Annotated in this window: 25 protein-coding genes and 1 pseudogene; 1 reads left to right on the forward strand and 25 read right to left on the reverse strand. The window is 73.1% G+C overall.

Going from position 1 to position 24959, the window contains the following annotated elements; translation table 11 throughout:
* Nucleotides 1-211 precede the first annotated feature (211 nt).
* From ABD323_RS03000 to arc, 24 genes and pseudogenes are all read right to left on the reverse strand, one after another.
* A complete protein-coding gene (locus ABD323_RS03000; RefSeq protein ID WP_344438721.1) occupies nucleotides 212-1204 on the reverse strand; it encodes an ornithine cyclodeaminase family protein in 993 nt (330 codons plus the stop codon).
* Nucleotides 1201-2202, reverse strand: a complete 1002-nt coding sequence (locus ABD323_RS03005; RefSeq protein WP_344438723.1) for a proline racemase family protein — start codon at nucleotides 2200-2202, stop codon at nucleotides 1201-1203. Before ABD323_RS03005 ends, ABD323_RS03000 begins: the two co-directional genes overlap by 4 nt.
* Nucleotides 2199-3557, reverse strand: coding sequence for an aldehyde dehydrogenase family protein (locus ABD323_RS03010; protein WP_344438725.1), 1359 nt, complete (start codon nucleotides 3555-3557; stop codon nucleotides 2199-2201). The genes ABD323_RS03005 and ABD323_RS03010 overlap by 4 nt, the downstream gene beginning before the upstream one ends.
* The gene (locus ABD323_RS03015; RefSeq protein ID WP_344438727.1) at nucleotides 3554-4558 is read right to left on the reverse strand and encodes a proline racemase family protein; all 1005 of its coding nucleotides are present in this window, start codon (nucleotides 4556-4558) and stop codon (nucleotides 3554-3556) included. The genes ABD323_RS03010 and ABD323_RS03015 overlap by 4 nt, the downstream gene beginning before the upstream one ends.
* A gap of 143 nt (nucleotides 4559-4701) precedes the next feature.
* A complete protein-coding gene (locus ABD323_RS03020) occupies nucleotides 4702-5565 on the reverse strand; it encodes a dihydrodipicolinate synthase family protein (protein ID WP_344438782.1) in 864 nt (287 codons plus the stop codon).
* A gap of 193 nt (nucleotides 5566-5758) precedes the next feature.
* On the reverse strand, nucleotides 5759-7261 hold the full coding sequence (locus ABD323_RS03025) for an FAD/NAD(P)-dependent oxidoreductase (protein ID WP_425555841.1): 1503 nt from the start codon (nucleotides 7259-7261) through the stop codon (nucleotides 5759-5761).
* Entirely contained in the window at nucleotides 7242-7556 is a 315-nt protein-coding gene (locus ABD323_RS03030; protein WP_344438730.1) for a (2Fe-2S)-binding protein, read from the reverse strand. Before ABD323_RS03030 ends, ABD323_RS03025 begins: the two co-directional genes overlap by 20 nt.
* Before the next feature lie 80 nt (nucleotides 7557-7636).
* A complete protein-coding gene (locus ABD323_RS03035; protein WP_344438732.1) occupies nucleotides 7637-8788 on the reverse strand; it encodes an NAD(P)/FAD-dependent oxidoreductase in 1152 nt (383 codons plus the stop codon).
* Between the two features lie 189 nt (nucleotides 8789-8977).
* A complete protein-coding gene (gene tatC / locus ABD323_RS03040; RefSeq protein ID WP_344438734.1) occupies nucleotides 8978-9922 on the reverse strand; it encodes a twin-arginine translocase subunit TatC in 945 nt (314 codons plus the stop codon).
* A 67-nt stretch (nucleotides 9923-9989) separates the two neighbouring features.
* Nucleotides 9990-10268, reverse strand: a complete 279-nt coding sequence (locus ABD323_RS03045; RefSeq protein ID WP_344438736.1) for a twin-arginine translocase TatA/TatE family subunit — start codon at nucleotides 10266-10268, stop codon at nucleotides 9990-9992.
* A gap of 230 nt (nucleotides 10269-10498) precedes the next feature.
* Nucleotides 10499-10672: a hypothetical protein gene (locus tag ABD323_RS03050; protein ID WP_344438738.1), complete on the reverse strand. Its 174-nt coding sequence runs from the start codon at nucleotides 10670-10672 to the stop codon at nucleotides 10499-10501.
* 24 nt (nucleotides 10673-10696) lie between these two features.
* The gene (locus tag ABD323_RS03055) at nucleotides 10697-10930 is read right to left on the reverse strand and encodes a hypothetical protein (protein WP_344438740.1); all 234 of its coding nucleotides are present in this window, start codon (nucleotides 10928-10930) and stop codon (nucleotides 10697-10699) included.
* 3 nt (nucleotides 10931-10933) lie between these two features.
* Complete coding sequence (locus ABD323_RS03060; RefSeq protein ID WP_344438786.1) at nucleotides 10934-11872, reverse strand: helix-turn-helix transcriptional regulator; 939 nt, start codon at nucleotides 11870-11872, stop codon at nucleotides 10934-10936.
* 23 nt (nucleotides 11873-11895) lie between these two features.
* Nucleotides 11896-12927, reverse strand: a complete 1032-nt coding sequence (locus tag ABD323_RS03065) for a helix-turn-helix transcriptional regulator (protein ID WP_344438742.1) — start codon at nucleotides 12925-12927, stop codon at nucleotides 11896-11898.
* Between the two features lie 173 nt (nucleotides 12928-13100).
* Nucleotides 13101-13475, reverse strand: a complete 375-nt coding sequence (locus ABD323_RS03070; RefSeq protein WP_344438745.1) for an FKBP-type peptidyl-prolyl cis-trans isomerase — start codon at nucleotides 13473-13475, stop codon at nucleotides 13101-13103.
* A gap of 164 nt (nucleotides 13476-13639) precedes the next feature.
* Nucleotides 13640-14959: an FKBP-type peptidyl-prolyl cis-trans isomerase gene (locus ABD323_RS03075; protein ID WP_344438747.1), complete on the reverse strand. Its 1320-nt coding sequence runs from the start codon at nucleotides 14957-14959 to the stop codon at nucleotides 13640-13642.
* 168 nt (nucleotides 14960-15127) lie between these two features.
* On the reverse strand, nucleotides 15128-16111 hold the full coding sequence (locus ABD323_RS03080; protein WP_344438750.1) for an FKBP-type peptidyl-prolyl cis-trans isomerase: 984 nt from the start codon (nucleotides 16109-16111) through the stop codon (nucleotides 15128-15130).
* A gap of 210 nt (nucleotides 16112-16321) precedes the next feature.
* Complete coding sequence (pafA, locus tag ABD323_RS03085) at nucleotides 16322-17683, reverse strand: Pup--protein ligase (protein ID WP_344438752.1); 1362 nt, start codon at nucleotides 17681-17683, stop codon at nucleotides 16322-16324.
* 152 nt (nucleotides 17684-17835) lie between these two features.
* Nucleotides 17836-18666: a proteasome subunit alpha gene (gene prcA, locus ABD323_RS03090; protein WP_344438755.1), complete on the reverse strand. Its 831-nt coding sequence runs from the start codon at nucleotides 18664-18666 to the stop codon at nucleotides 17836-17838.
* 36 nt (nucleotides 18667-18702) lie between these two features.
* Nucleotides 18703-19545, reverse strand: coding sequence for a proteasome subunit beta (prcB, locus tag ABD323_RS03095; protein WP_344438757.1), 843 nt, complete (start codon nucleotides 19543-19545; stop codon nucleotides 18703-18705).
* Nucleotides 19500-19682 (reverse strand): annotated as a pseudogene (locus ABD323_RS03100) (endonuclease VII domain-containing protein); the annotation flags it as partial. The gene prcB and the pseudogene ABD323_RS03100, both read right to left, overlap by 46 nt.
* Nucleotides 19683-19904: 222 nt before the next feature.
* Entirely contained in the window at nucleotides 19905-20123 is a 219-nt protein-coding gene (locus tag ABD323_RS03105) for a ubiquitin-like protein Pup (protein ID WP_344438760.1), read from the reverse strand.
* A 229-nt stretch (nucleotides 20124-20352) separates the two neighbouring features.
* Nucleotides 20353-21864 carry a depupylase/deamidase Dop gene (gene dop / locus ABD323_RS03110; RefSeq protein ID WP_344438763.1) on the reverse strand — a complete coding sequence of 504 codons (1512 nt, stop codon included), beginning with the start codon at nucleotides 21862-21864 and terminating at the stop codon, nucleotides 20353-20355.
* Nucleotides 21865-22111: 247 nt separating this feature from the next.
* A complete protein-coding gene (gene arc / locus ABD323_RS03115) occupies nucleotides 22112-23878 on the reverse strand; it encodes a proteasome ATPase (protein WP_344438767.1) in 1767 nt (588 codons plus the stop codon).
* Nucleotides 23879-24132: 254 nt separating this feature from the next.
* On the opposite strand from arc, the gene ABD323_RS03120 reads away from it, so the two are divergent.
* Nucleotides 24133-24435, forward strand: coding sequence for a ferredoxin (locus ABD323_RS03120; RefSeq protein WP_344438770.1), 303 nt, complete (start codon nucleotides 24133-24135; stop codon nucleotides 24433-24435).
* Nucleotides 24436-24463: 28 nt separating this feature from the next.
* Here the strand turns inward: ABD323_RS03120 and ABD323_RS03125 are convergent.
* A partial coding sequence (locus tag ABD323_RS03125; protein ID WP_344438772.1) for a hypothetical protein occupies nucleotides 24464-24959 on the reverse strand: 496 nt, incomplete at its 5' end.

The following is a 24959-nucleotide window of genomic DNA, read 5'->3' on the forward strand; positions in this document are numbered from 1 at the left end:
CTCCGAAAGGTGCGGAGCACCAGCGTACAATGTCACGTTGCTTTGATCATTCACCACGAGGGGCCCGCTCAAACGCCCATCATGCACCCTGACGTCTTGTCAGGGGAATGCCGTTCCGGGAAACAGTCTGTGACACCCGGGTGCGGCAGGCCGAAGACCCCGGCCGCCGCCCCCTCTCGCACCCCTCTCGCCGGGCTCTCCGCGCCCGCCCTCACCGCGCTGCCAGGTACCTGCGGTGCAGCTCGGCGGCGACCGCGAGGTCCTGCCAGGCCATCCCGACGCTCTTGAAGAACCGCGGCCGGTCCATCGGGACGGCAGCGCCGCCCGCGACCAGTTCGGCCAGGTTGGTCCACTGCCCGCTGGCGTGCGGCGACAGGGCGAGCAGCAGGTCGCCCGCCTCGCGCCGGGCCACCGTGCGGGCCTCCACGAAGCAGGCCGCGCGCCGCACCAGGTGCTCGTCCGTCTCGCGCCCGTCCGGTGCGTGCGAACCGATCGCCGCGACCGCCGCGTGGTCGGGGACCAGCGCGCCGTCGAAGAGCGGCTCGGCCGAGGTCGTGCAGCAGACCACCAGGTCCGCGGTGGCCACCGCCTGCGGCCCGCCGGCCACCGCGTCCAGCCCCAGCGCGCGGGCGTGGTCGACCAGCGCGGCCGCCGCCGCGGCCCGGCGGGCCACCACGGTGACCCGCCGCAGCGGCCGCACCGCGCCCAGCGCCTCCAGGTGCCCGAACGCCTGCGGCCCGGCCCCGAAGAGCACCAGGTGCTCCGCCTGCGGCGCCGCCAGCAGGTCGAGGGCGAGCGCGGTGACGGCCAGCGTGCGCAGCGCGGTGAGCGCGGCGCCGTCCAGCAGGGCGAGCGGCAGCAGGGTGGCGCCGTCCAGCAGCAGGTAGCTGCCGGTGATCCGGGGCAGCCCGCGCGCCGGGTTGTCCGGGGCCACCCCGGCGATCTTCACGCCCGCGTACCCGCCGGCCGCGGCCGGCATCAGCAGCAGCTCGCCGGCCGGCACGGGCACGCCACTGCGCGCCGGGCAGGACTCGGGGTCCAGCCCCTCGTGCAGCACGGCGGCCAGCGCCGCCCGGGCCTGCTCGGGCGTCAGGTCGACCGCGAGGACCGGCAGCGCCCCCTCGCCATCCGCCCGCTCCACACCTGCCGCGGCCACACCCGCCCCGGCCACGCCCGACCCGGCGGCTTCCCGGTGATCCGTCATGGCAGCAGGAACCCCGTCCCGAGCTCGTCGAACTCCTCCAGCACGAACCGGTGCTCGCCGGTGCGGTGGGCCTGGCCGGTCACCTCGGTGAGCAGCCCGCCCCGCGGGTGCTCACCGACCGTCCGGCCGGTGAAGACGGTACCGATCACCGACTCGTGCCGCAGCTCGTCGCCGGGCCCGATCAGGCCGTCCGCGGCCAGCAGCGCCAGCCGCGCCGAGGTGCCCGAGCCGCACGGCGAGCGGTCGACCTGCCCGTCGGCGAAGACGGTGACGTTGCGCTGGCTGGGCCCGGTCGGCGTGTCGGGCAGCTCCTGGTGGAAGACCACCCCGTACAGGTCGTACCGGTCCACCAGCGCCGCGCGGATCTCGCGGCCCAGGGCGACGAGACCGGGCAGCGCGGCGGTGGAGACCTCGGGGACGGCGTACGAGGCGTAGCAGGCGCCGGAGTCGGCCAGGTCGACTTCCAGCGTGCCGACCGAGGTGGCGACCGGCAGCTTGCGGGCCACCACCCGCGTCGGCACGTTGCGGAAGGTCACCGCGCCGGTGCGCCCGCCGGCGCGGTGCACCAGCGCGGTGACCCGACCGGACGGCACGTCGATCCGCACCCGGACCGTGCCGTCGTCGGGGGCCTCGACCAGGCCGCTGTCCACGGCCCAGGCGCCGAGCGCGATGGTGCCGTGGCCGCAGGCCGTCGAGTAGCCGTCCTTGTGGAAGAAGAGCACGCCCAGGTGCGCCTCCCCGTCGTCCGGCGGCACCAGGAACCCGCCGTACATCCCCGGGTGGCCGCGCGGCTCACGGGTGAGCAGCTGCCGCACGGTGTCCAGGCGGCCCGGGCGCGGGGCGGTGGGGCTGCCGCCGGCGCCGATGGCGATCGCCCGGCGCTCGGCGACGCTGTCCCCGGGCGTCGGCGGCAGGCCCTCGGTGACGATCCGGAACGGCTCGCCCGCCGCGTGGTAGTCGACGGTGCGCACCACCAGCGGTCCGCCGCCGGCGCTCATCGCGGGCTGCCGGCGGGCAGCACGGAGACGGTGCGGCTCGCGGTGTAGAAGTCCAGCGCGGCCTGCCCCTGCTCGCGCGCGCCGTAGGAGGCGCCCTTGGCCCCGCCGAACGGCAGGTGGAAGTCGACGCCGCTGGAGGGCGCGTTGACCCGGATCATGCCGGCCGCCAGCCGGTCCGCGGCGGCCAGCGCGGTGTCCAGGTCACGGGTGTGCACGGAGGTGGCCAGGCTGTGCCGGGTGTCGTTGGCCAGCGCGATCGCCTCGTCCAGGTCGGCGGCCGGCACCAGCACCGCGAGCGGACCGAAGAACTCCTCGGTCAGCAGCGGGTGGCCCTCGGCGACCTCGGCCAGCAGCGTCGGCTCGATGAACCAGCCCGCCCGCTCGGGGCTGCGCCCGCCGGCCAGCAGCTGCGCGCCGCCCTCGACCGCCGAGGTGATCGCCCCGGTCAGGCGCCGGCGGGCGGCCTCGTTGATCACCGGACCGCAGTCCACCGCCGCCGCCAGCGCCTTGACCAGCGCCCCGCGCAGCGGCTCCAGCGCCGTGCCGACCGCGATCACCCGGCTGGTGGCGGTGCACTTCTGCCCCGCGTAGCCGGCGATCGCGAAGGCCAGCTGCGCGGCGGCCTGCTCGATGTCGGCGTCCGGCAGCACGATGGCCGCGTTCAGCCCGCCCATCTCCGCCTGCACCGGCACCCCGCGCTCGGTGGCGGTGCGGATGACGGCCTGCCCGGTGGCGGTGGAGCCGGTGAAGGAGACCACGTCGACGGCCGAGACCAGCGCCGCGCCCTCCTCCGCGCCGCCCGGCACGACGCTCAGCACGTCGGTGGGCAGCGCCAGCAGCTCCGCCAGCCGCAGCGCGCAGGCGGTGGCCTCGGGCGCGGGCTTGAGCACCACGGTGTTGCCGACCGCCAGGGCCGGCGCCGCCTTCCAGACCGGGATGGCGAGCGGGAAGTTCCACGGCGTGATCAGCCCCGCCACGCCGTGGGCGCGGCGACGGGTGAAGAGCAGGCCCTGACCGGCCGCGGTCTCGTGCACGGCGCCGGAGGGCGCGTACGGCGCCTGGGCGTAGTAGCGCAGGATCGCCACCGTACGGGCCACCTCCCCGCGCGCCTCGGCGAGCGGCTTGCCCACCTCGCGCTCGGCCAGCGCGGCCAGCTCCTCGGCGTGCGCCTCGACGGCGTCGGCGGCCCGGCTCAGCGCGGCCGAGCGGGCGGCGGCGCCGGCGGACTGCCAGCCGCCCTGGGCCGAGCGGGCCCGCTCGATGGCGGCGATGGTGCCGAAGGCGCCGGGGGCCGGGACCTCGACCACCAGGTCGGTGGGGTCGGCGGGGTTGTGGGAGGTGACGGTGACGGTCACAGGAGGAACCCTCCGGGGAACGGGTCGGTGGGGTCGAGGAAGTACTGGGCGGTGCCGGTGAGCCAGGCCCGCCCGGTGACGGTGGGGATGACCGCGGGACGGCCGGCCACCTCGGTCTCCTCGATCAGGCGGCCGGTGAAGCTGGTGCCGATGAAGGAGTCGTTGACGAAGTCGCGGTGCAGCGGGAGCTCGCCGCGGGCGTGCAGCTGGGCCATCCGGGCGCTGGTGCCGGTGCCGCAGGGCGAACGGTCGAACCAGCCGGGGTGGATGGCCATCGCGTGCCGGGAGTGCTCGGCGGTGGAGCCCGGTGCCAGCAGGTTGACGTGGTGCACGCTGTGGAAGGACGGGTCCAGCGGGTGGACCGGGCGCGCGGCACTGGTGTTGATGGCGTCCATCAGGGCCAGCCCCGCGCGCAGCAGGTCCTGCTTGCGCTCGATCTCGAAGGGCAGCCCGAACTCGGCCAGCGGCAGAATCGCGTAGAAGTTGCCGCCGTACGCCAGGTCGTAGCTGACCGTGCCCCAGCCGGGCACCTCGATCTTCTGGTCCAGCGCGACCGCGAAGGAGGCGATGTTGCGGATGGTGACGGCGGTGGCGGCGCCGTTCTCCACCCGCACGTCGGCGGTGACCAGGCCGGCCGGGGTGTCCAGTCGCACCGTGGTGACCGGCTCGACGACGGGCACCATGCCGGTCTCCACCAGGACGGTGGCCACCCCGATGGTCCCGTGTCCGCACATCGGCAGCAGGCCGGAGACCTCGATGAAGAGCACCCCGAAGTCCGCGTCCGGACGGGTCGGCGGCTGCAGGATCGCCCCGCTCATCGAGGCGTGGCCGCGCGGCTCGTACATCAGCAGCGTGCGGAAGCTGTCCAGGTGCTCCTGGAAGTGCACCCGGCGCTCGGCCATGGTGGCGCCGGGGATGACACCGAACCCGCCGGTGATCACCCGGGTGGGCATGCCCTCGGTGTGCGAGTCGACGGCGTGGAAGACGTGGCGGGTACGCATCGGTGGCCCTTCGTCGGACGGCGGGGTGAGGCGGGCCGGCCCGCGCCACGCGGGCCGGCCTCACGGCGGTGGTTCCCGACCGGCCTCGACCGGTCGGAGGGCTCGGCTGATCCGCCTTCGCGGACCGGCCTCGGCCGCGGATCTCAGCTGAGACCTTCGGCCAGGGCCTTCTCGGTGGCGGCCCGCACGGCGGCCTCGATCGCGGGGGTGAGCGGCGCGCGCGGGGCGCGGACCGGGCCCCCGGGCAGACCCGCGATGTCCATCGAGAGCTTGATCGCCTGGACGAACTCGGTCTTGGAGTCCCAGCGCAGCAGCGAGTGCAGCGCCTTGTACAGCGGCAGCGCGGTGGCCAGGTCCTGGGTGACGGCGGCCCGGTAGAGCGCCACCGAGGCCTCCGGCAGCGCGTTGGGGTAGCCGGCGATCCAGCCGACCGCGCCCGCCAGCGCCAGCTCGAGCAGCACGTCGTCGGCGCCGATCAGCAGGTCCAGGCCCGGGGCCAGCTCGGCGATCTCGTAGGCCCGCCGCACGTCGCCGCTGAACTCCTTGACGGCCACGATGTCGCCCGCGCCGTGCAGTTCGGCCAGCAGGGCGGGGGTCAGGTCGACCTTGGTGTCGATCGGGTTGTTGTAGGCCACGATCGGCAGCCCGGCCTTGGCGACCTCGGCGTAGTGCGCGCGCACGGCGGCCGCGTCGGCCCGGTAGGCGTTCGGCGGCAGCAGCAGCACCGAGCCGGGGCCGGGCTCGGCGGCCTGCTCGGTCCAGCGGCGGGACTCGGCGCTGCCGTAGGCGGCGACGCCGGGCATCACGCGGGCGCCGTCGCCGGCGGCCTCCACGGCCGTCTCGACGACCTTCGCGCGCTCCTCGGCGGTGAGCGTCTGGTACTCGCCGAGCGAGCCGTTGGGGACCACGCCGTCGCAGCCCGCGTCGATCAGACGGCGGACGTGCTCGGCGTAGGCGTCGTAGTCGACGGAGAGGTCGGCGCGCATCGGCAGCGTGGTGGCGACCATGATGCCGCGCCAGGGACGAGTGCGGTCGTGTGTGGGGTGGGTCACGAGCATTTCTCCTTGGTGAGGTGTGACATTTTATAGCGGGGCGAGGGCGGGGCGCAAGAGCGGCGCGCGCCCACCTCCCCCGGCCGGTCGTGGAACGGCCGAGCGGTGGCCGGGGAAAAGGGGATGGAGGCAGGGCCCGGGGCGGGCGTCAGGCGGGCGGCAGGGCGGCCAGGTCGCCGAGCCGGACCGGGCAGGAGAGCGGACGGCGATCCGCGGTCGGTTCGGCCTGCCCGGCCAGGCAGGCCACCGCCGCGCCGCACATCCGGCCCTGGCACCAGCCCATGCCGGCCCGGGTGAGCAGCTTGACGGTGCGCGCGTCGGTGGCGCCCAGGTCCTCGACCGCCTCCCGGATCCGCTGCGCGGGGACCTCCTCGCACCGGCAGACCTCGGTCTCCGGGCGCAGCCAGCCGGTCCAGCCCGCCCCCGGGCGGTGCGCGGCGGCCATCAGGTCGGCGAAGGCCCGCAGCCGCCGTCGGCGCGCGAGCAGCGCGCCCGGCGCGATGGGGGCGTCGGACGCGTGGGCCCGCGCGCCGGCCACCGAGATCGCCGCCAGCTCGCCCTCGGCGACGGCCAGTTCGGCGCCGCCCACCCCGCAGGTCTCGCCCGCGGCCCAGAGCCCGGGCACGGTGGTGCGCTGGTGCCCGTCCACCCGCAGCGCGACGGTGCCGTCCGCCACCGCGCGGGTGGCCGCGCCCAGCTCGGTGGCGAGTTCGATCTGCGGGACCAGGCCGTGGCCCACCGCGACCGCGTCGCAGGCGATCCACCGCTCGGTGCCGGGCACCGGGCGCCAGTCGGCGTCCAGGGCCGCCACCGTCACCGCGTTCACCCGCTCGCTGCCGTGCGCCTCGACCACCGCGCTGGAGCGGCGCAGCCGCACCCCGTGCCGGGCCAGCGCCAGTCCGTGCACGGCGCCCTCCAGCAGCTTGCCGGGGACGGCGGCGAGCACGCCGGGGCGGCGCGCGTAGCCGAGGTAGTCGCCCGCCTCGACCACGGCCGGGACCGTGGCGCCGGCCGCGGTCAGCGAGGCGGCGGCGGCCAGCAGCAGCGGGCCGCTGATCGCGACCACCACCCGGCGCCCCGGCAGCACCAGGCCGGCCTTGAGCATCGCCTGCGCGCCGCCCGCGGTCACCACGCCGGGCAGCGTCCAGCCGGGGAACGGCAGCTGGCGCGCGTAGGCGCCGGCGGCCAGCAGGACGGCCGCCGCGGTCACCAGCGCCCGGCCCTCGCCCTGCTCGCCCTTCGAAGCGTGCAGGCGCCACCCCGGGCCGGCTTCGCGCCCCGCCTCCGCGGTTCCGGTCGGCGCGGCGGCGCGTTCCAGCGCCCAGACCTGGTGCCGGGTCAGGTGGACGATCCGCCCGCCCGCCAGGTGCCGCTCCAGCCGCTCGCGCAGGGCGGTGAAGGTGGACCAGTGGTGGTGCAGCCGCTCGGGGTGGGCGGCGCGCAGCGCGGGCGCCGGATGACGGTAGAACTGCCCGCCGGTGCGCGCCCCGGCGTCCAGCAGGACGCAGCGCAGCCCGCGGTCGGCGGCGGCCACCACGCCGGCCAGGCCCGCCGGGCCCGCGCCGATCACCGCCAGGTCGAAAGGCGGCTCGAAGGGCGGGTCCTGGTGGGTCGCCGGGTCGCCCGTGGGCTCAGATCGCGAGGTCGGCACGGCCGTGGCCCTCCTGGGTGGTGACGGTGTCCCCCGGCTCGGCCGGGAGCAGACAGGTGCGCTGGTTGGGGTGGCCGTTGACGGTGGCCAGGCAGTCGTAGCAGGCGCCGATGCCGCAGAAGGCCCCGCGCGGACGGCCGCCGACCCGGGTGGTGCGCCAGGCCAGGATGCCCTGGGCCCAGAGCGCGGCCGCGATGCTCTGCCCGGGCAGGGCGGGGATCGGGCGGCCGTCGAAGTCGATAGTGTGGGCCGGTCCGGGATCGGCCCCGACCAGCTCGGCGGGGGTACGGCGCATGGCTGGGGTCCGTTCTGCGCGAGGGGCGGTCGGGTGGGACGGGCCGCGGGGGCGGGCGGCTCCGGGCGGGGGCGGGCGGGTCAGGCGACGAAGCGGTCGGGGGCGAAGGGCGCCAGGTCCAGCGCCGGCTCCTTGCCCGTCAGGAGTTCGCTGAGCAGCCGCCCGGTGGCCGGTGCCAGGCCGATGCCCGCACCCTCGTGGCCGCAGGCGTGGTACAGGCCCGGGACCCGCGGATCGGCGCCGATCGCCGGCAGGTGGTCCGGCAGGTAGGGGCGGAACCCCCGGTAGGCGCGCAGCACCCGCACGTCGGCGAGCACCGGGAAGAGCGCGGCGGCCTGCCCGGCCAGCCGGCGCAGCACCTCCAGCGAGAGGGTGCGGTCGAAGCCGACCCGCTCGCGGCTGGCGCCGATCAGCACGGGCCCCGAGGGCGTGCCCTCGACCACCCCGGAGGTCTGCAGCGCGGCCGAGCCGCTCGCCACGTCGGCCACGTAGTCGGCCGCGTAGACCAGGTCCAGCACCAGGCGCGGCGGCGGCTCGGTGACCAGCACGAAGCCGCGCCGCGGCAGCACCGGCAGGTGCGCCCCGGCCAGCGCCGCCACCTCCCCGCCCCAGGTGCCGGCCGCGTTCACCACCGCGCGCGCGGCCAGCTCGCGCCGCTCGGTGCGCACCGCGCGCAGCGCCCCGTCGCGACCGGTCGGCAGCCCGGTGACGCCCTCCCCCAGGTGGACCACGGCGCCGGCCCGGCGGGCGGCGCGCAGCAGGTGGGCGGCGGCCAGCGCGGGCTGGACCTGGGCGTCCTGCGGGTAATGGAACCCGCCGGCCAGACCCGGGGCCAGGTGCGGCTCGAAGTCGTGCAGCCGGTCGGCGGCCACCTCGTGCGCCGTCACCCCGGCGGCGCGCTGGTCGTCGGCGAAGGCGCGCAGGGCCGCCTGGCCGGCCGGGTCACCGGCCACCACCAGGCCGCCCTTGGCCTCGTACTCGATGGACTCGGGCAGCTCCTCGGCCAGCTCGGTCCAGAGCCCGGCGGAGAGCCGGGCGAGGTCGAGCTCGGGGCCGGGCGCCTTGTCGGAGAGCAACAGGTTGCCCTCACCGGCGCCGGTGGTTCCACCGGACACCGGGCCGCGGTCGACGACCGCCACCGACAGGCCGGCCCGAGCGGCGTAGAACGCGCAGGCGGCGCCGACGACGCCGGCGCCGATCACCACGACGTCGTGGCTAGGTCTCGTGAGCACGTCAGTAATATGTCACATTGTCATTGGGCTGCCAAGACGGCGCGCGCCACCCGCTCCCCCTCCCCCCACCTGCCGTGATTCCGCTCGGCTCGCCCGCGTCCCGCTCGCCGGCGTGCTGCACACCTGCGAAAAGCAGCCGCCCCCCCCCGGCCGGGGAGGCGGCCGGGGGCGCCTGTCGAGCGGCTGGGATCAGGTGATGTCGTCGTCCACGTGCTCACTGCGGGCCGCCGGCACCGAGGCCACCGGCGTCGGCGAGGCCGCTGCCGGGCCGGACGCCTCGACCGCCTCCGGGCCGCCCACGCCCTCCACGCTCAGGTCCACGTGCGAGGCCTCCTCGTCGGAGAGGTCGGCGTCCGGGTTGCGCCGGCGCTTGCGCCGGTCGTTGAGCAGCGAGATGCCCACCGCGAGGAAGAAGAGCAGCCAGATCGGCGCGGCCAGCGCCAGCATGCTCAGCGGGTCGGCGCTCGGCGTGGCGACGGCCGCGAAGACGGTGATCGCCATCACCATGCCGCGCCACCAGCCGAGCATCCGCTTGCCGGAGAGCACCCCGCCGAAGTTCAGCATCACCAGCAGCAGCGGGAACTCGAAGGCCAGGCCGAAGACCAGCACCATCCGGGTGGCGATGTCGAGGTAGTTCTCCACCGGCAGGATCTGCTGCGCACCCTTGGGGGTGAACGAGCCCAGCACCTCGATCGTGGTGGGCATCAGCAGGTAGGCGCAGGCCACGCCACTCAGGAAGAGCGGGGTGCCGACCACCAGGAAGGAGAGCGAGTAGCGCCGCTCACTGCGGTGCAGGCCCGGCGAGACGAACGCCCACAGCTGGTAGAGCCAGACCGGGACCGCGGCCACCAGGCCGGCGGTCAGGCAGACCTTCAGGGTGAGGTTGAACGGCTGCGTGACGCCGATGACCGCCACCTGTGCGCAGTGGCCCTTGAAGTCGGGCGCGACGGTGGCGCAGTTGGGCACCGGGTTCATCAGGAAGTGCAGCAGCTGGTCCTTGAAGAAGAACGCCGCGATCGTGCACGCCACGACTGCCAGAACCGACTTGACCAGCCGGTTCCGCAGTTCGCGAAGGTGGTCGCCCAGGGACATCCGTCCGTCGGGATCCTTCGGCTGCTTGGAAGACTTGCTCAACCCCGGTCCTCAGACTCGTGCGTCGCGGCCGGCCGGGTGGCGGGCCACGGAGGGACCGGCCGGACGCTCAGTGCGGCCGACCGGGCTTCTGCTCGGTGACCGGCCGTGCGGTGGAGGCATCACCGGGTGCGGCCTTGATGGTCCTGGCGGTGTCCAGTGTGGCCTCGGCGGCCTCGACCGGCTTCTTGGTGTACTCGTCCTGGTACTCGTCGCGCAGCGCGGCCGTCTCGCTCTTGAGGATGCGCAGCGAGCGCCCGACCGCGCGGGCCAGGTCGGGCAGCCGCTTGCCGCCGAAGAAGACCGCCGCCATCAGGGCGATGACCAGGAACGCCAGGATCCTGCCCATGGGCAACAACCTTCTCGGCCGGAGCGGTGCACCGGGTCCCGCGGGACCCCGGCCGCTGGGTGGACGGGTACGGTGCGGCCGCGGATGCACCGGGGCCACGGTGAGAGCCTAACCCGCGCGCGAGGGGGCAACGAGACCCCCTCTCCTCACGAGCAGGTGAAGATTGGGGGCGCACCGACCGGCGCACCGACCGTTCGCCGCGCCGTGCACCGACCGGCGCGCCGCCCGGCTCAGCCGCGGACCGCGCGGTCCAGCTCCTCGGCCGCGCCGGCCAGCGAACGGGTGGCGGTGTCCACCTCACGGGCCAGGCCCCGCACGTCCAGCCACAGGCGCATCGCCAGCACCCCCAGCACCAGCAGTCCTGCGGTGGCCAGCGCCACCGCGCCCACCAGCGTCCACGGCATGCCGTCCTCCACCTCTCGCCGTCCCTATCCCTCGACCTGGACCAGCCGCATGGTGGAGACCCCGGCGTCGACCAGCGCCGCCACGATCTTCTCCCCGGCCGGCTTGCGCACCGCCGCCCCGCAGGCGGGGCAGGTGAAGCTGTAGAAGGTCCGCTCCTTGGTGCGGCCCAGCGCCAGGCGGAACTCGGAGGCGCTCAGCTCCACCTTCTCGCGGCACTGCGAGCAGTAGACCTTGAATCTGGTCTGCGACGGCTCCACGGCTCAGTCCGTCCCGTCCGCCGGCCAGACCCGGTAGCCGGCGAGCGCGGCCAGCGCCGCCGCCCGGGCCTGCTCGGCCAGCGGCAGCGGCGCCACGATCCGCCCGTCGCGCCCCAGCCGCAGCGCCAGGCTGCGCAGGCTGGAGGGGTCGGAGCTGCGCAGGGTGATCCGCAGGCCGCCGTCGGGCAGCTCCTCGGCCGCGTCGTGCGGGTAGTACTCGGCGACCCAGCGGCCGGCCGGCCCCACCTCGACGACCACCTCCGGGTCGTCGGCGGCCGGGTTGACCAGGCCCTGGGACAGGTCGCGCGGCTCGAGCCGCGGCGGGTCGGCCGGCGCGTCCAGGATCCGGATCTCGGCCACCCGGTCGAGCCGGAAGAGCCGACGGTCCTCCGAGGTGCGGCACCAGCCGTCCAGGTAGGTGTGCCCCTCGGTGACCAGCCGGATCGGGTCCACCTCGCGCTCGGTCATCCCGCCGCGCCCGGCGGAGTAGTACCGCAGCCAGATCCGGCGGCCCTCGCTGAGCGCGCGGTCGATGTCGGCGAAGACCTGGCCCTCGGCCTCGAAGGTCACCCCGACCCGGGCGCTGCCCTCGGCGCTCTCACCGGCGGCGTTCTCGATCTTGGCGACGGCGCGGGTCAGCGCCTGCCGGTCGCGCTCGCGCAGGCCCGGCAGCCCGGCCACCGCGCGCGCGGCCACCAGCAGTGCGGTCGCCTCGTCGGCGGCCAGGCGCAGCGGCTGGGCCACGTCGTCGACGTTGTGCCACCAGATCCGCTCGCCGTCGGTGTCGATGTCCAGCAGGTCGCCGCCGCGGAAGCTGGTGCCGCACATCGGCAGCACGTTGAGGTCCGCGATCAGCTCGCGCTCGGTGATCCCGAAGGCCCGGGCCACCTCGGCGACCTCGGCGCCCGGGCGCTCGCGCAGGTAGGTGACCAGCGAGAGCATCCGCCGGGTCTGGTCGATGGCGTTCACGCGTGCGCTCCTTCGGTGGTGGGTCCCTGCGCCGGCTCGGCCCCGGGGCCCGCCGGCTCGCCGGCCAGGCCGGCCACCGCGCGCAGCCGGTCGATCACGTCGGCGCGCAGGTCCTCGGGGCCCAGCACCACCAGGTCGGGGCCGAACTCGGCCAGGCCGGCCCCCAGGCCGTGCCCGTAGGGGATCTCCAACTCGTCCCACTCGCCGTCCGCCTGACGGACCGTCAGCGCCTTGCTGCGCAGCGGGAAGGCCGCCCCGCGGCGCACCCGGACGGTGGCCGTGGCGGTGGCGCCCTCGCCCGCGAACCGGGCCACGTGCGCGCGCACGTCCACGTGCTCGGGGATCGGCGCGGTGAAGGCGCCCGAGCGCGAACGGACCCGCCCGGTGATCCGGCTCAGCCGGAAGACCCGCACCGCGGCGCGGTCGCGGTCCCAGCCGGCCAGGTACCAGTGCCCGCGCCAGCACTCCAGCGCCCACGGCTCCACGGTGCGCGGCTCGGTGGCCGCCGCGCCCGCCTTGCGGTACTCGAAGGCGACCGGGCGACGGTCCCGGGCGGCGATCAGCAGCGGCTCGAAGGCGGCCTCACGGGCCGGGATGTACGGCTCCAGCGCGGTGCGCTCCTGCGCCTGGTCCTCGCCGAACGGCACCCCGGCCGCCCGCAGCTTCTGCAGCGCGCCGCTGGCGGCACCCGAGAGCCTGGCCTGCTGCCAGACCCGGGCCGCCAGGCTCAGCGCGGCCGCCTCCTCGGCGTCCAGCGCGATCTCGGGCAGCCGGTTGCGGTCCGGGCGGGCGAGGTAGCCGGCCTCGCCGTCCAGGGTGTTCTCGTCGACGTCGATCACCAGGCCCAGCTCGCGCAGGTCGTCCTTGTCCCGTTCGAACATCCGGTTGAAGGCGTCCTCGCTGCCGTGCTGCCAGGCCTCCCGGTAGGCCTCCACGGACTCCCGCAGCTCCCGCTTGGAGAGCGGCCTCCTGGTGTTCATCAGGCACAGGGCGAGGTTCATCAGCCGCTCTGCCTTGGCGATCGCCATCGCTGACCCTTCCGGTGTCCCGCGCCGCGCGGGGGTTGCCACACCGGGAATCTTGACCCGGCGACCCGACCGTACCGGTACCGGGACCTGCGGCGAAAGCCGAGTCCTGACGGCGGTGGCCGCACCCCGCCGGGCCGACCGGCCCCCGGGGTGCGGCCACTGCCGACGGTGCGTCAGACCGCGAGCAGGTCGACCACGAAGATCAGGGTCGAGCCCGGCGGGATCAGCGGGGTCGGCGACTGGTTGCCGTAGGCCTTGTTCGCCGGGATGATCAGCTCGCGACGGCCGCCGACCTTCATGCCGACGACGCCCTCGTCCCAGCCCTTGATGACCCGGCCGCCGCCGAGCGGGAACTTGAAGGAGCTGCCGCGGTTCCAGCTGGCGTCGAACTCCTCGCCGCTGGCGAAGGTCACGCCGACGTAGTGGACCTCGACCATCGCGCCGGGCTTGGCCTCGGCGCCGTCGCCCACCACGATGTCGCGGATCTGCAGCTCGGTCGGCGCCTCGCCGCCCGGGAAGTCGATCTCCGGCTTCGTCTTCTGAGTCACAACTGCCTCTTCTCGTCAGCCGCCTGGGGGCGGCCTCGTCCAGTACACAGCACGGCGGCGGACCGTCGTGCCGCAGCTCCGTCAGGAACCACCGTACGACCGTCCGCCGCCTGTGCAGATCAGGCCCGGCCGCGGGTCGCCCCGAGCCGGTCACCCCATTATGGTCACCCGGCGTCGGGCGAACCGACTCCGGCGTCCAGGATATCGATCACGAACACCAGCGAGGAGTTCGCCGGGATCCCGTTCTGCGCCTGGTCCTTGTAGGCCATCGCCGCCGGGATCACCAGCTCGATGCGGCTGCCCACGTTCTGGCCCACCACGCCCTTGTCCCAGCCCTCGATGACGCTGCCGCCACCGGTGACGAAGCTGAAGGCCGAGCCGCGGTCCAGCGAGGAGTCGAACTTCTTGCCGTCCTTGAGCAGCGCGCCGGTGTACTGCACGACGACCTTCTCACCGCTGGCGACCTTGGGGCCCTTGCCCTGGATCAGCACCGCGGTCTTCAGGTCGGTCGGGTCGGTGACGTTCGCCGGCGGGGTGATGTCGTCGGCCTTGGCGCCGTTGTCCTTCACCGCCGGGAAGTCGGCCGGCGGCGGGGTCACGTCGCCGCTCACCCGCGCGTTGGGGGCGCTCACCCGCTGGATGTCCACCACCATCACCAGGTCGTCCTTGGCGCCCAGGCCCAGCTGCGGGTTGCCCTGGTCACCGAAGGCCGCCGCCGGCGGGGCGACCACCAGCAGGCGGCTGCCCGCCTTGTGCCCCACCACCGAGGCGTCCAGCGCCGGGATCAGCTTGCCCAGGCCCGCCTGGAAGAGCTGCGGCTGGCCGCTGTCGTAGGAGCCCTGGATGTCCTTGCCGGTGGTCCAGTCCTTCAGCGTGAAGTCGGCGGTGATCCAGGAGCCCTTGTCCGCCTTGGCGCCGTCGCCCTCGGAGACCGCCTTGACCACGAAGCTGCCGTCCGACTGGCCCTGCGGCAGCGTGATGGTCGCCTTCTTGCCGAAGTCGCCGCTGATCTCGGGCAGCACCTTGGCGTCCGTCTTGATCGGCGGCACCGGCGGGGCGCTCGGCTGCGCGGGCGCGCTCGGGGCGCTGGTGGCCGAATCGGCGGCCTTGGTGGACTTGCTGTCCTGCCCCTTGGTCACCACGTACAGGCCCACGCCGCTGCCGACCAGCAGCACCGCCAGCACCACGCCCAGCACCACGCCGAGCTTGCCGCCGCTGCTGACGTTCTCGTAGTCCGCCTCGGAGAAGTCCTGCTTGCGCACGGTGGAGGCGAAGACCTGCGGCTCCTCCGGCTTGAGGCCCGGGGCCACCGGCGCCGACTGGCCGGGCGCGGCCCAGCCCGCCTGCTGCTTGAGAATCGACGGCGGGATCACGATGGACTCGCCGTCTCCCGGCAACGGGCCCCCGGGCCGGGGGGCCGCCGGGTCGGCGACCGCGCCACTCGCGGTGTCGGCCTCGCTCGGGCCCGTCGGATTCTCAGCCATGACTCCCCATCCTCGCCATCAGATCGCTCGCCAGATCGCTCGCCGCTGTGCGAATCGGCAGCAGTATGTCAGCTCACCCTGAGGACGGGCACTCACCGGGTGTCCATGACACACGGGGAACACTCGCCCGAAGGACAACGACCGCCACCGGCCCACCTCGACCACGGACTACACAGCTTCCAGGATGTCGATCACGAAAACCAGCGTCGAGTTCGCAGGGATACCGTTCTGTGCCTGGTCCTTGTACCCGAGCGCCGGCGGGACCACCAGCAGCACCTGGCTGCCCACGCTCTGGCCCACCAGTCCCTTGTCCCAGCCCTCGATCACGCTGCCGGTGCCGATCTGCAGGGCCTGCGCCCCGCCGTGGTTCCAGGAGCTGTCGAACTGCTGCCCGTTGCTGTAGAGCACCCCGGTGTACTGCACCAGCACCGTCTGGCCCGACTTCACCGGCTTGCCGTCGCCCTTGATCAGCACCGAGGTCTGCAGGTCGGTCGGCGCCGGCACGCCCTGCGGGATGGTGATCGTCGGGGCGGCCTTGCCGTTCTCCTTGACCTGCGGCAGGTTCGCCGGCGGCGGCGTGACCGTCCCGGTCACCACCGAGTCCTGCGGGACGTCCTCCAGGATGTCCAGCACGAAGACCACCGTGTCGCCCTTGCCGACCCCCAGCTGCGTGTTGCCCTGGTCGCCGAAGGCCGCCGCCGGCGGCGCGACCACCAGCATCCGGCTGCCCACCTTGTGGCCCACCACGCTCTGGTCGAAGGCCGGCACCAGCTGCCCGATCCCCGCCTGGTAGAGCTGCGGCTTGGACCCCGCGTCGTACGAGCTCGGCACGTCCTTGCCGGTGGTCCAGTTCTTCGCGGTGTAGTTCACCGTCACCCAGTCGCCGCGGTTGACGGTGGCACCCTCGCCCTCACTCACCGTGCTCACCACGAACTGGCCGCTGGGCTGCCCGGGCGGCAGCGTGATCACCGCCTTGCTGCCCACGTCCCCGCTCACCGTCGGCATCGGCGAGGCGGAGGCGACCGGACTGGGCACCGCCGGCGCGGAGCTCGTCGGCGCCGGCGAGGGGCCGCTCTTCACGGGCGAGCTGCTGCTGCAGGCCGCCAGCACCAGCATCGGCAGGACTACGAGCAGGCCGGCGGTCCGTCGCACGGGGTTCCTCACTGTCGGTCGAGCGGGGTCGAGCAGAAACGGGACGAGCTCGACCACCCTAGGCGCTGACCATGAGGGATAACGGGAAGGCGACGCGGACATGCGGCGGGGGAGGTGATCAATCACACGGATCGATCACCTCCCCCGGGAGGCGTTGGTGACGCGGCGTCACCGGCGCGGTGCCGGTGACGTTCCGTCGGCACGGTGGCGTCACATACCGGCGATCAGCTTCTCCACCCGCTCGTCCACCGAACGGAACGGGTCCTTGCAGAGCACCGTGCGCTGCGCCTGGTCGTTCAGCTTCAGGTGCACCCAGTCCACCGTGAAGTCGCGGCGCTGCTCCTGGGCCCGGCGGATGAAGTCCCCGCGCAGCCGGGCCCGGGTGGTCTGCGGCGGCACCGACTTCGCCTCGAAGGTCAGCAGGTCGGTGGTCACCCGCTTCGCCTGCCCCTTGTTCTGCAGCAGGTAGAAGAGCCCGCGGCGGCGGTGGATGTCGTGGTACGCCAGGTCGATCTGGGCGACCCGCGGGTTCGACATGCTCATCTGGTGCTTCTCGCGGTACCGCTCGATCAGCTGGTACTTCATGATCCAGTCGATCTCGGTGCCGACCTTGGCCAGGTCCTCGGTGCGCACCGCCTCCAGGGTGCGGCCCCACAGCTCCAGCACCCGGCCCACCGTGCCGGTGTTCAGCCCCTTGCGGTCGGCGAACTCCAGCGCCTTCTCGTAGTACTCCTCCTGGATCTCCAGGGCGCTCGCCTCGCGCCCGTTGGCGAGCCGGACCTGGTGGCGGCCGGTGAGGTCGTGGCTGACCTCGCGGATCGCCCGGATCGGGTTCTCCAGCGTCAGGTCACGCATCACCACGCCCGCCTCGATCAGGCGCAGCACCAGGTCGGTGGCGCCCACCTTCAGCAGGGTGGTGGTCTCCGACATGTTCGAGTCCCCGACGATCACGTGCAGCCGGCGGTAGCGCTCGGCGTCCGCGTGCGGCTCGTCGCGGGTGTTGATGATCGGTCGCGACCGGGTGGTCGCCGAACTGACGCCCTCCCAGATGTGCTCGGCCCGCTGGCTGACGCAGTAGACCGCGCCGCGCGGGGTCTGCAGCACCTTGCCCGCCCCGCAGATCAGCTGTCGGGTCACCAGGAACGGGATCAGCACGTCGGCCAGCCGGGAGAACTCCCCGTGCCGGGCCACCAGGTAGTTCTCGTGGCAGCCGTAGGAGTTGCCGGCGGAGTCGGTGTTGTTCTTGAAGAGGTAGACGTCCCCGGCGATGCCCTCCTCGTGCAGGCGCCGTTCGGCGTCCACCAGGAGGCCCTCGAGGATGCGTTCGCCCGCTTTGTCGTGCGTCACCAGTTCGGTGACGTCGTCGCACTCCGGAGTGGCGTACTCCGGATGCGAACCGACATCGAGATACAGGCGGGCGCCATTGCGCAGGAACACATTGCTGCTGCGGCCCCAGGAAACTACGCGGCGGAAGAGGTATCTGGCCACCTCGTCCGGAGACAGACGCCGTTGTCCCCGGAACGTACACGTGACGCCGTACTCGTTCTCCAGCCCGAAAATTCGGCGGTCCATGCATGGACTTTACGCTGCGCGGCCCGTTCTGAAACCGTTTCCGCTGCGCCAATCGGATCACGGATCCGGCGGCCCCGCCGCACGCGCCCGTGCCCGTGGGACACGGCGCGTCAGGCGCCGTGTCCCACGGGCACGGGTGGGGTCGGGGTCGGCTACTCGTCCGTGTCGGCCGCCTCCGGGGCGCTCGACCCGGTGCTCTCCGCGGCGGTCTCGCCGGCGCTCGACCCGGCGTCGGACGCGGCGGGGGCCGCGGCCTCCTCGTCGTCACCGGCGGCCGTCTCGTCGCCGCTCAGCAGGCGGCTGAGCTGGTTGCCCAGGATCCGCTTGAACTTGCGCTGCTGGGGCCGCTGGCGGTCCAGGACGGCCACCTCCAGCTGCTCCGGCGTCAGGGTGCGCGGCGATCCGCCGTTGGGGTCGCGCGCCAGCGACTCCACGGCCACCTTGAGCGCCTCCGCCAGGCTCAGGCCGGGCTGGTGGCGCGAGCCGAGGTAGGTGCCGATCGAGTCGGCGTTGCCGCCGACCACCACGGTGTTCTGCTCGTCCACCACCGAGCCGTCGGGGGTGAGCCGGTAGATCTGGTCGTCCTCGGTGGTGCGGCCGACCTCGGCGACGATCAGCTCCACCTCGTAGGGCTTCTCGCCGACCGAGGAGAAGATGGTGCCGAGCGTCTGGGCGTAGACGTTGGCCAGCCCACGGGCCGTCACGTCGGCCCGGTCGTAGGAGTATCCGCGCAGGTCGGCGTAGCGCACGCCGCCGATCCGCAGGTTCTCGAACTCGTTGTAGCGGCCGACGGCCGCGAAGGCGATCTTGTCGTAGATCTCGGAGACCTTGTGCAGCGCCCGGGAGGTGTTCTCGGCGACGAAGACGATGCCGTCGGCGTAGGTGAGCACGACCACGCTGCGGCCGCGCGCGATGCCCTTGCGGGCGTACTCCGCGCGGTCCGCCATGGCCTGCTGGGGCGAGACGTAGAACGGTGTGGACACCGGCGGTCGTCCCTTCTGGGGAGGTGGGGTGGCGGACTAGAGGAGCGGGGCCTGGGGACCGTCGGGGTGGCTGCGGCGGCCCTCCGTGATGGAGAGCGCGATGGCCGCCACCTCGTCGTCCGAGAGCCGGCGGAAGCCGTCCTCGGTGATCAGCGAGACGATCGGGAAGATCTTGCGGGCCAGGTCCGGACCGCCGGTGGCGGAGTCGTCGTCGGCCGCGTCGTAGAGCGCCTGGACCACCAGCGTGGCGGCCTGGTCGCCCGTCAGGTCACTGCGGTAGAGCTTCTTCAGCGAGCCGCGCGCGAAGACCGAGCCGGAGCCGGTGGCCGCGAAGCCGCGCTCCTCGGAGCGGCCGCCGGTGACGTCGTAGGTGAAGATCCGCCCGCGTCCGAGGTCGAGGTCGTAGCCCGCGAAGAGCGGGACCACGGCCAGGCCCTGCATCGCCATGCCCAGGTTGCCCCGGATCATGGTGGTCAGCCGGTTGGCCTTGCCCTCCAGCGAGAGCACGGTGCCCTCGATCTTCTCGTAGTGCTCCAGCTCCAGCTGGAAGAGCCGGACCATCTCGACGGCCAGGCCCGCGGTGCCGGCGATGCCCACCGCGCTGTACTCGTCGGCCGGGAAGACCTTCTCGATGTCGCGCTGGGCGATCACGTTGCCCATGGTGGCCCGGCGGTCACCGGCGATCACCACGCCGCCGTCGAAGACCGCCGCGACGATCGTGGTCCCGTGCGGCGCCTCGATGGTCAGCCCCTGCGGCAGGTCCCGCCCGCCGGGCAGCAGCTGCGGCGAGTGCTCCGCCAGGAAGTCGATGAACGACGAGGATCCGGGGGTGAGGAAGGCAGCCGGCAGACGCCCGGTGCCACGAGTGTTGGCTTCCACACGATTCCTTCCAGGTAGTCGGCAGCCCGCCGGAGCGCGTCGGGACTGTCCCTCATCTGCCCCGGCGCCGCGTTGCAAGCGAAGCAGAGGATGCCACGGACCCTACCCGTTTCATGGTCGTGATCCACATGTTCGGCGGATTTCACCGCACGGATCACGCGGGCCGTGCGCGGGCCCCGGGGAGGGGCCGTGACGCAGGCCCGGCGGGGTCGCGACCCCGCCGGGAAATGCGGAATTCCCGGCCCGGTGCCATTCGGCGCGCGTCGTGGTCGAGTCCACACTTCGCACACCCATGGACGGGGCTGCAGGCGTGCCGGAGCACACCTGCAGCCCGTTCCAGCTGAGCCGGTCGGAAATTCCTACTGGCCGCCCTTTTGCACGAATCCCCTGACGAAATCCTCGGCATTCGACTCGAGGACCTCGTCGATCTCGTCGAGTACCGCGTCGACGTCGTCGCCCAGCTTCTCCTGGCGCTCCTTGAGCTCCTCGGACTGCTGGGCCTCCGCGGCCTGCTCCTCGACCTCTTCGGACGAGCGGTTCGCCCGCTGCTGGCCGCCGCCGGTGTCCTTGGTCGCCATGTCCCTCACCCCGCTCGCATTCGTCTGGCACGGTTGGTCCGGGCTTGCTGCCCAGAACCCTATACACCGGGTGGCGACTGGCGCTGCCCGTTTGCACGGCGTCCGCGGAGGTGCCGCGGACGCCTGAGTTCGCCGATGGTCCGTCCACTCTGTTCAACGTCGGGACGTCACCTGGATGATTCCCCGTCAGCGGGGTGTTCACCCGTGGTGATCGACTCGTGACCCGTGGCTAGCCGCCGGAGAGCACCCGGACCAGGTCCTCGGCGGTGCGGCAGCGGTCGAGCAGCTCCTTGACGTGGTTGCGGGTGCCGCGCAGCGGCTCCAGGGTCGGGACCCGCTGGAGCGAGTCGCGGCCCGGCAGGTCGAAGATGACCGAGTCCCAGGAGGCCGCCGCGACGTGCTCGGCGTACTGCTCCAGGCAGCGCCCGCGGAAGTAGGCCCGGGTGTCCTCCGGGGGCTTGTGGACGGCCCGCAGCACCTCCTCCTCGCTCACCAGCCGCTCGAAGCGGCCGCGCGCGACCAGCCGGTTGTACAGGCCCTTCTCGGCCCGCACGTCGCTGTACTGCAGGTCCACCAGGTGCAGCCGCGGGTTGTCCCAGTCCAGGCCGTCGCGCTGCCGGTAGCCCTCCAGCAGCTCCTTCTTGGCGATCCAGTCGAGCTGCTTGGACAGGCTCATCGGGTCCCGCTCGAGCCGGCCCAGCACGTCCTCCCAGCGGGCCAGCACGTCCATGGTCTGCTCGTCGGCGGAGTGGCCGTAGCGGTCCTCGACGTACTTGCGGGCCAGTTCGCAGTACTCCATCTGGAGCTGGACAGCGGTGAGCTTGCGACCGCCACGCAGCGTGATCAGGTACTGCAGCGAGGGGTCGTGGGAGACCCGGTGCAGGGTGCGCACCGGCTGGTCGATCGCCAGGTCGACCGCGATGAACCCCTCCTCGATCATCGCCAGCACCAGCGAGGTGGTGCCGAGCTTGAGGTAGGTGGAGATCTCCGAGAGGTTCGCGTCACCGATGATCACGTGCAGCCGGCGGTACTTCTCTGCGTCGGCGTGCGGCTCGTCGCGGGTGTTGATGATCGGCCGCTTGAGGGTGGTCTCCAGGCCGACCTCGACCTCGAAGTAGTCGGCGCGCTGGCTGATCTGGAAGCCGTTGGCGGAGCCGTCCTGGCCGATCCCGACCCGGCCGGCGCCGGTGACCACCTGGCGCGAGACGAAGAAGGGGGTCAGGTGGCGGACGATGTCGGCGAACGGGGTGGCCCGCTGCATCAGGTAGTTCTCGTGGGTGCCGTAGGAGGCGCCCTTGTTGTCCGTGTTGTTCTTGTAGAGGTGGATGGTCTGCCCGTTCGGCAGTTCCAGGGCGCGGGCTGCCGCCTCGGCCATCACCCGCTCGCCGGCCTTGTCCCAGAGCACGGCGTCGCGCGGGTTGGTCACCTCGGGCGAGCTGTACTCGGGGTGCGCGTGGTCGACGTAGAAGCGGGCGCCGTTGGTGAGGATGATGTTGGCCAGGCCGATGTCCTCGTCGGTGAGCTGGCTGGCGTCCGCCACCTCGCGGGCGAGGTCGAAGCCTCGGGCGTCCCGCAGCGGGTTCTCCTCCTCGAAGTCCCAGCGGGCGCGGCGCGCCCGGTGCATCGCCGCCGCGTAGGCGTTGACGATCTGGGACGAGGTGAGCATGGCGTTGGCGTTGGGGTGCCCGGGCACGGAGATCCCGTACTCGGTCTCGATGCCCATCACGCGCCTTACGGTCATGCGGCCCTCCTTGCCCGTCGCCCCGCCCCGAGCGGGCGGGACACCGACGTCCCTGCTGGTGGCACCGCACCCGGACGGACCTGGGTCCGCCGGCTGCGGGTCGTGCCTGGCGCGCTGCGGGCGAGCCCGCAGCGCCCCCGCGGGCGTCCGCGGCACCCGCCGCCGCAGACGCGCCGTCCGGCCGGCGGACCCGCGGGGACCGCCGGCCGGACGGGGTGGCGCAACGCTCCGCCGGTCCGGTGCCGGACTACAGGTACTGCCCGGTGTTGGCGACGGTGTCGATCGAGCGGCCCGACTCGGCACCCTGCTTGCCGGTGACCAGGGTGCGGATGAAGACGATCCGCTCGCCCTTCTTGCCGGAGATCCGGGCCCAGTCGTCCGGGTTGGTGGTGTTGGGCAGGTCCTCGTTCTCCTTGAACTCGTCCACGCAGGCGGCGAGCAGGTGGGAGACGCGCAGACCGCGCTGGCCGTGGTCGAGGAAGTCCTTGATGGCCATCTTCTTGGCCCGGTCCACGATGTTCTGGATCATGGCGCCGGAGTTGAAGTCCTTGAAGTAGAGGACTTCCTTGTCACCGTTGGCGTAGGTGACCTCCAGGAAGCGGTTGTCCTCGCTCTCGGTGTACATCCGCTCCACCACCGCCTGGATCATGGCGGCGACGGTGCCCTCCAGCGAGCCCTCGTGCTCCTTGAGGTCGTCCGGGTGGAACGGCAGCGTGTTCTTGAGGTACTTGGAGAAGATGTCCTTGGCCGCCTCGGCGTCCGGACGCTCGATCTTGATCTTGACGTCGAGCCGGCCCGGGCGCAGGATCGCCGGGTCGATCATGTCCTCGCGGTTGGAGGCGCCGATCACGATGACGTTCTCCAGCCCCTCCACGCCGTCGATCTCGGCGAGCAGCTGGGGGACGATGGTGTTCTCCACGTCCGAGCTGACGCCCGAGCCGCGGGTGCGGAAGAGCGACTCCATCTCGTCGAAGAAGACGATGACGGGCGTGCCCTCGCTGGCCTTCTCACGCGCCCGCTGGAAGACCAGGCGGATCTGCCGCTCGGTCTCGCCGACGTACTTGTTGAGCAGCTCGGGACCCTTGATGTTGAGGAAGTAGCTCTTGCCCTGGGGGCGGCCGGTGACCTCGGCCACCTTCTTGGCGAGCGAGTTGGCGACCGCCTTGGCGATCAGCGTCTTGCCGCAGCCGGGCGGGCCGTAGAGCAGGACGCCCTTGGGCGGGCGCAGCTCGTACTCCTTGAAGAGGTCGGCGTGCAGGTAGGGCAGCTCGACCGCGTCGCGGATCTGCTCGATCTGGTTGGCGAGACCGCCGATCTGGCGGTAGTCGATGTCGGGGACCTCCTCGAGGACGAGCTCCTCGACCTCCGACTTCGGGACGACCTCGTAGACGTAGCCGGAGCGCGGCTCCATCAGCAGGGCGTCGCCGGGTCGCAGCGTGACGTCGCGCAGCGGCTCGGCGAGCCGGACCACCCGCTCCTCGTCGGTGTGTCCGGTGACCAGGGCGCGCTCGCCGTCCTCGAGGATCTCCTTGAGGGTGACGATGTCGCCGATGGACTCGAAGGCGAAGGCGTCGACGATGTTGAGCGCCTCGTTCAGGAGGACTTCCTGGCCCCGGCGCAGTTCGTCGAGTTCGAGCGTGGGGCTGACGTTGACGCGCAGCTTGCGGCCGCCGGTGAAGATGTCGGCCGTACCGTCCCCGTTCTGGCTGAGGAAGGTGCCGAATCCGGCGGGGGGCTGGGCGAGCCGGTCCACTTCCTCCTTGAGGGCCACGATCTGGTCGCGAGCCTCGCGCAGGGTGGATGCGAGCCGTTCGTTCTGGGCGGTCACGCCGGCCAGATTGGTCTGGAGCTCGACGATCCGGTCCTCGAGAACTCTCGAAGAGCGCGGGGAGTCGGCCAGCTTGCGACGCAGCACGGCGATCTCCTGCTCGAGGTACGAGACCTGTGCGGCCTCGTCGGAACCACGGGCGGGCTTGCCGGCACTGCGGTTGTAGTCGTCATCGTGGGCTGCCACGGTCCTCACCTCCTCCTGGGGAGCGGGATGCTTCCAGACCCTACCTGGACCAGGGGCTGTGTAAACCCCTAGATCAAGAAAGACGGAAGGGGTGTGTCCGATCTTCACCCGTGTGTGCTTCCCCTCTGACAGGGAGATACCCACCGCACACCCTCGGAAAGCGGCCGGATGTAGGGTCGGGTGAGTCAATACCCGATCGTGACCGTTCCTCCTGGACGGATCGTCGGACAACCGGACAGAAACGGCAGGAGCAGATGTCAGGGACCAGTGCGGCGGCGGCCGGCGAGCCGCTCGAGGTGTGGATCGATCAGGACCTGTGCACCGGCGACGGGATCTGCGTGCAGTACGCGCCCGAGGTCTTCGAACTGGACATCGACGGGCTCGCCTATGTGAAGGGCGCCGACGACGAGTTGCGCCAGCAGCCGGGCGACACCGCGCCGGTGCCGCTGACGGTGCTTCAGGACGTGGTGGACTCCGCGAAGGAGTGCCCGGGCGACTGCATCCACGTGCGCCGGGTCAGCGACCGGGTCGAGGTCTTCGGGCCGGACGCCGACTGAACAGCGCCACCGCGGTACTGGTGCCCCGTCAGGCCGTGGCCGACGGGGCACTGGTCTGGGTGCGGCCGTACGAGGTGCCCTGGCGGGCCCAGTTGAGGTTCACCCTCAGGTCGGGGCAGCAGCGGGGTATGTCGGCGGTGGAGTAGCCCTGGGCGCTGGCGGTGAGGGTCCCGTCGCTGCGCAGCGCGAGGCGGGTCACGTTCAGGCCCTCCTGCCACGTCAGCAGCGTGTCGCGCACCACGGGCCGCCCGTCGGGGCCGGCGCCGAGCAGGAAGACGCCGTCGGGGGCGGTGCCGCTGCCCGCGGTGCAGTGCGCGGCGACCACGGTGCTGGGGGTGCCGTCGCCGAGGTCGGCCGCGAAGCTGATCGCGACGGTGACCGGCAGCGGGCCGCAGTCCAGCGGCAGCTGGGCGCGGGCCGGGTCGGGGGCGCCCGCGGCGGGCAGCGCCCGGGGGGCGCTCGGGGTCTTCGGGGCGCCGGAGGCGACGGTGCGCACCGCGGGGGCGGCGGGCAGCGGGGCGGCC

The sequence above is a fragment of the Kitasatospora nipponensis genome (assembly GCF_039528135.1).
Classification (GTDB): Bacteria; Actinomycetota; Actinomycetes; order Streptomycetales; family Streptomycetaceae; genus Kitasatospora; species Kitasatospora nipponensis.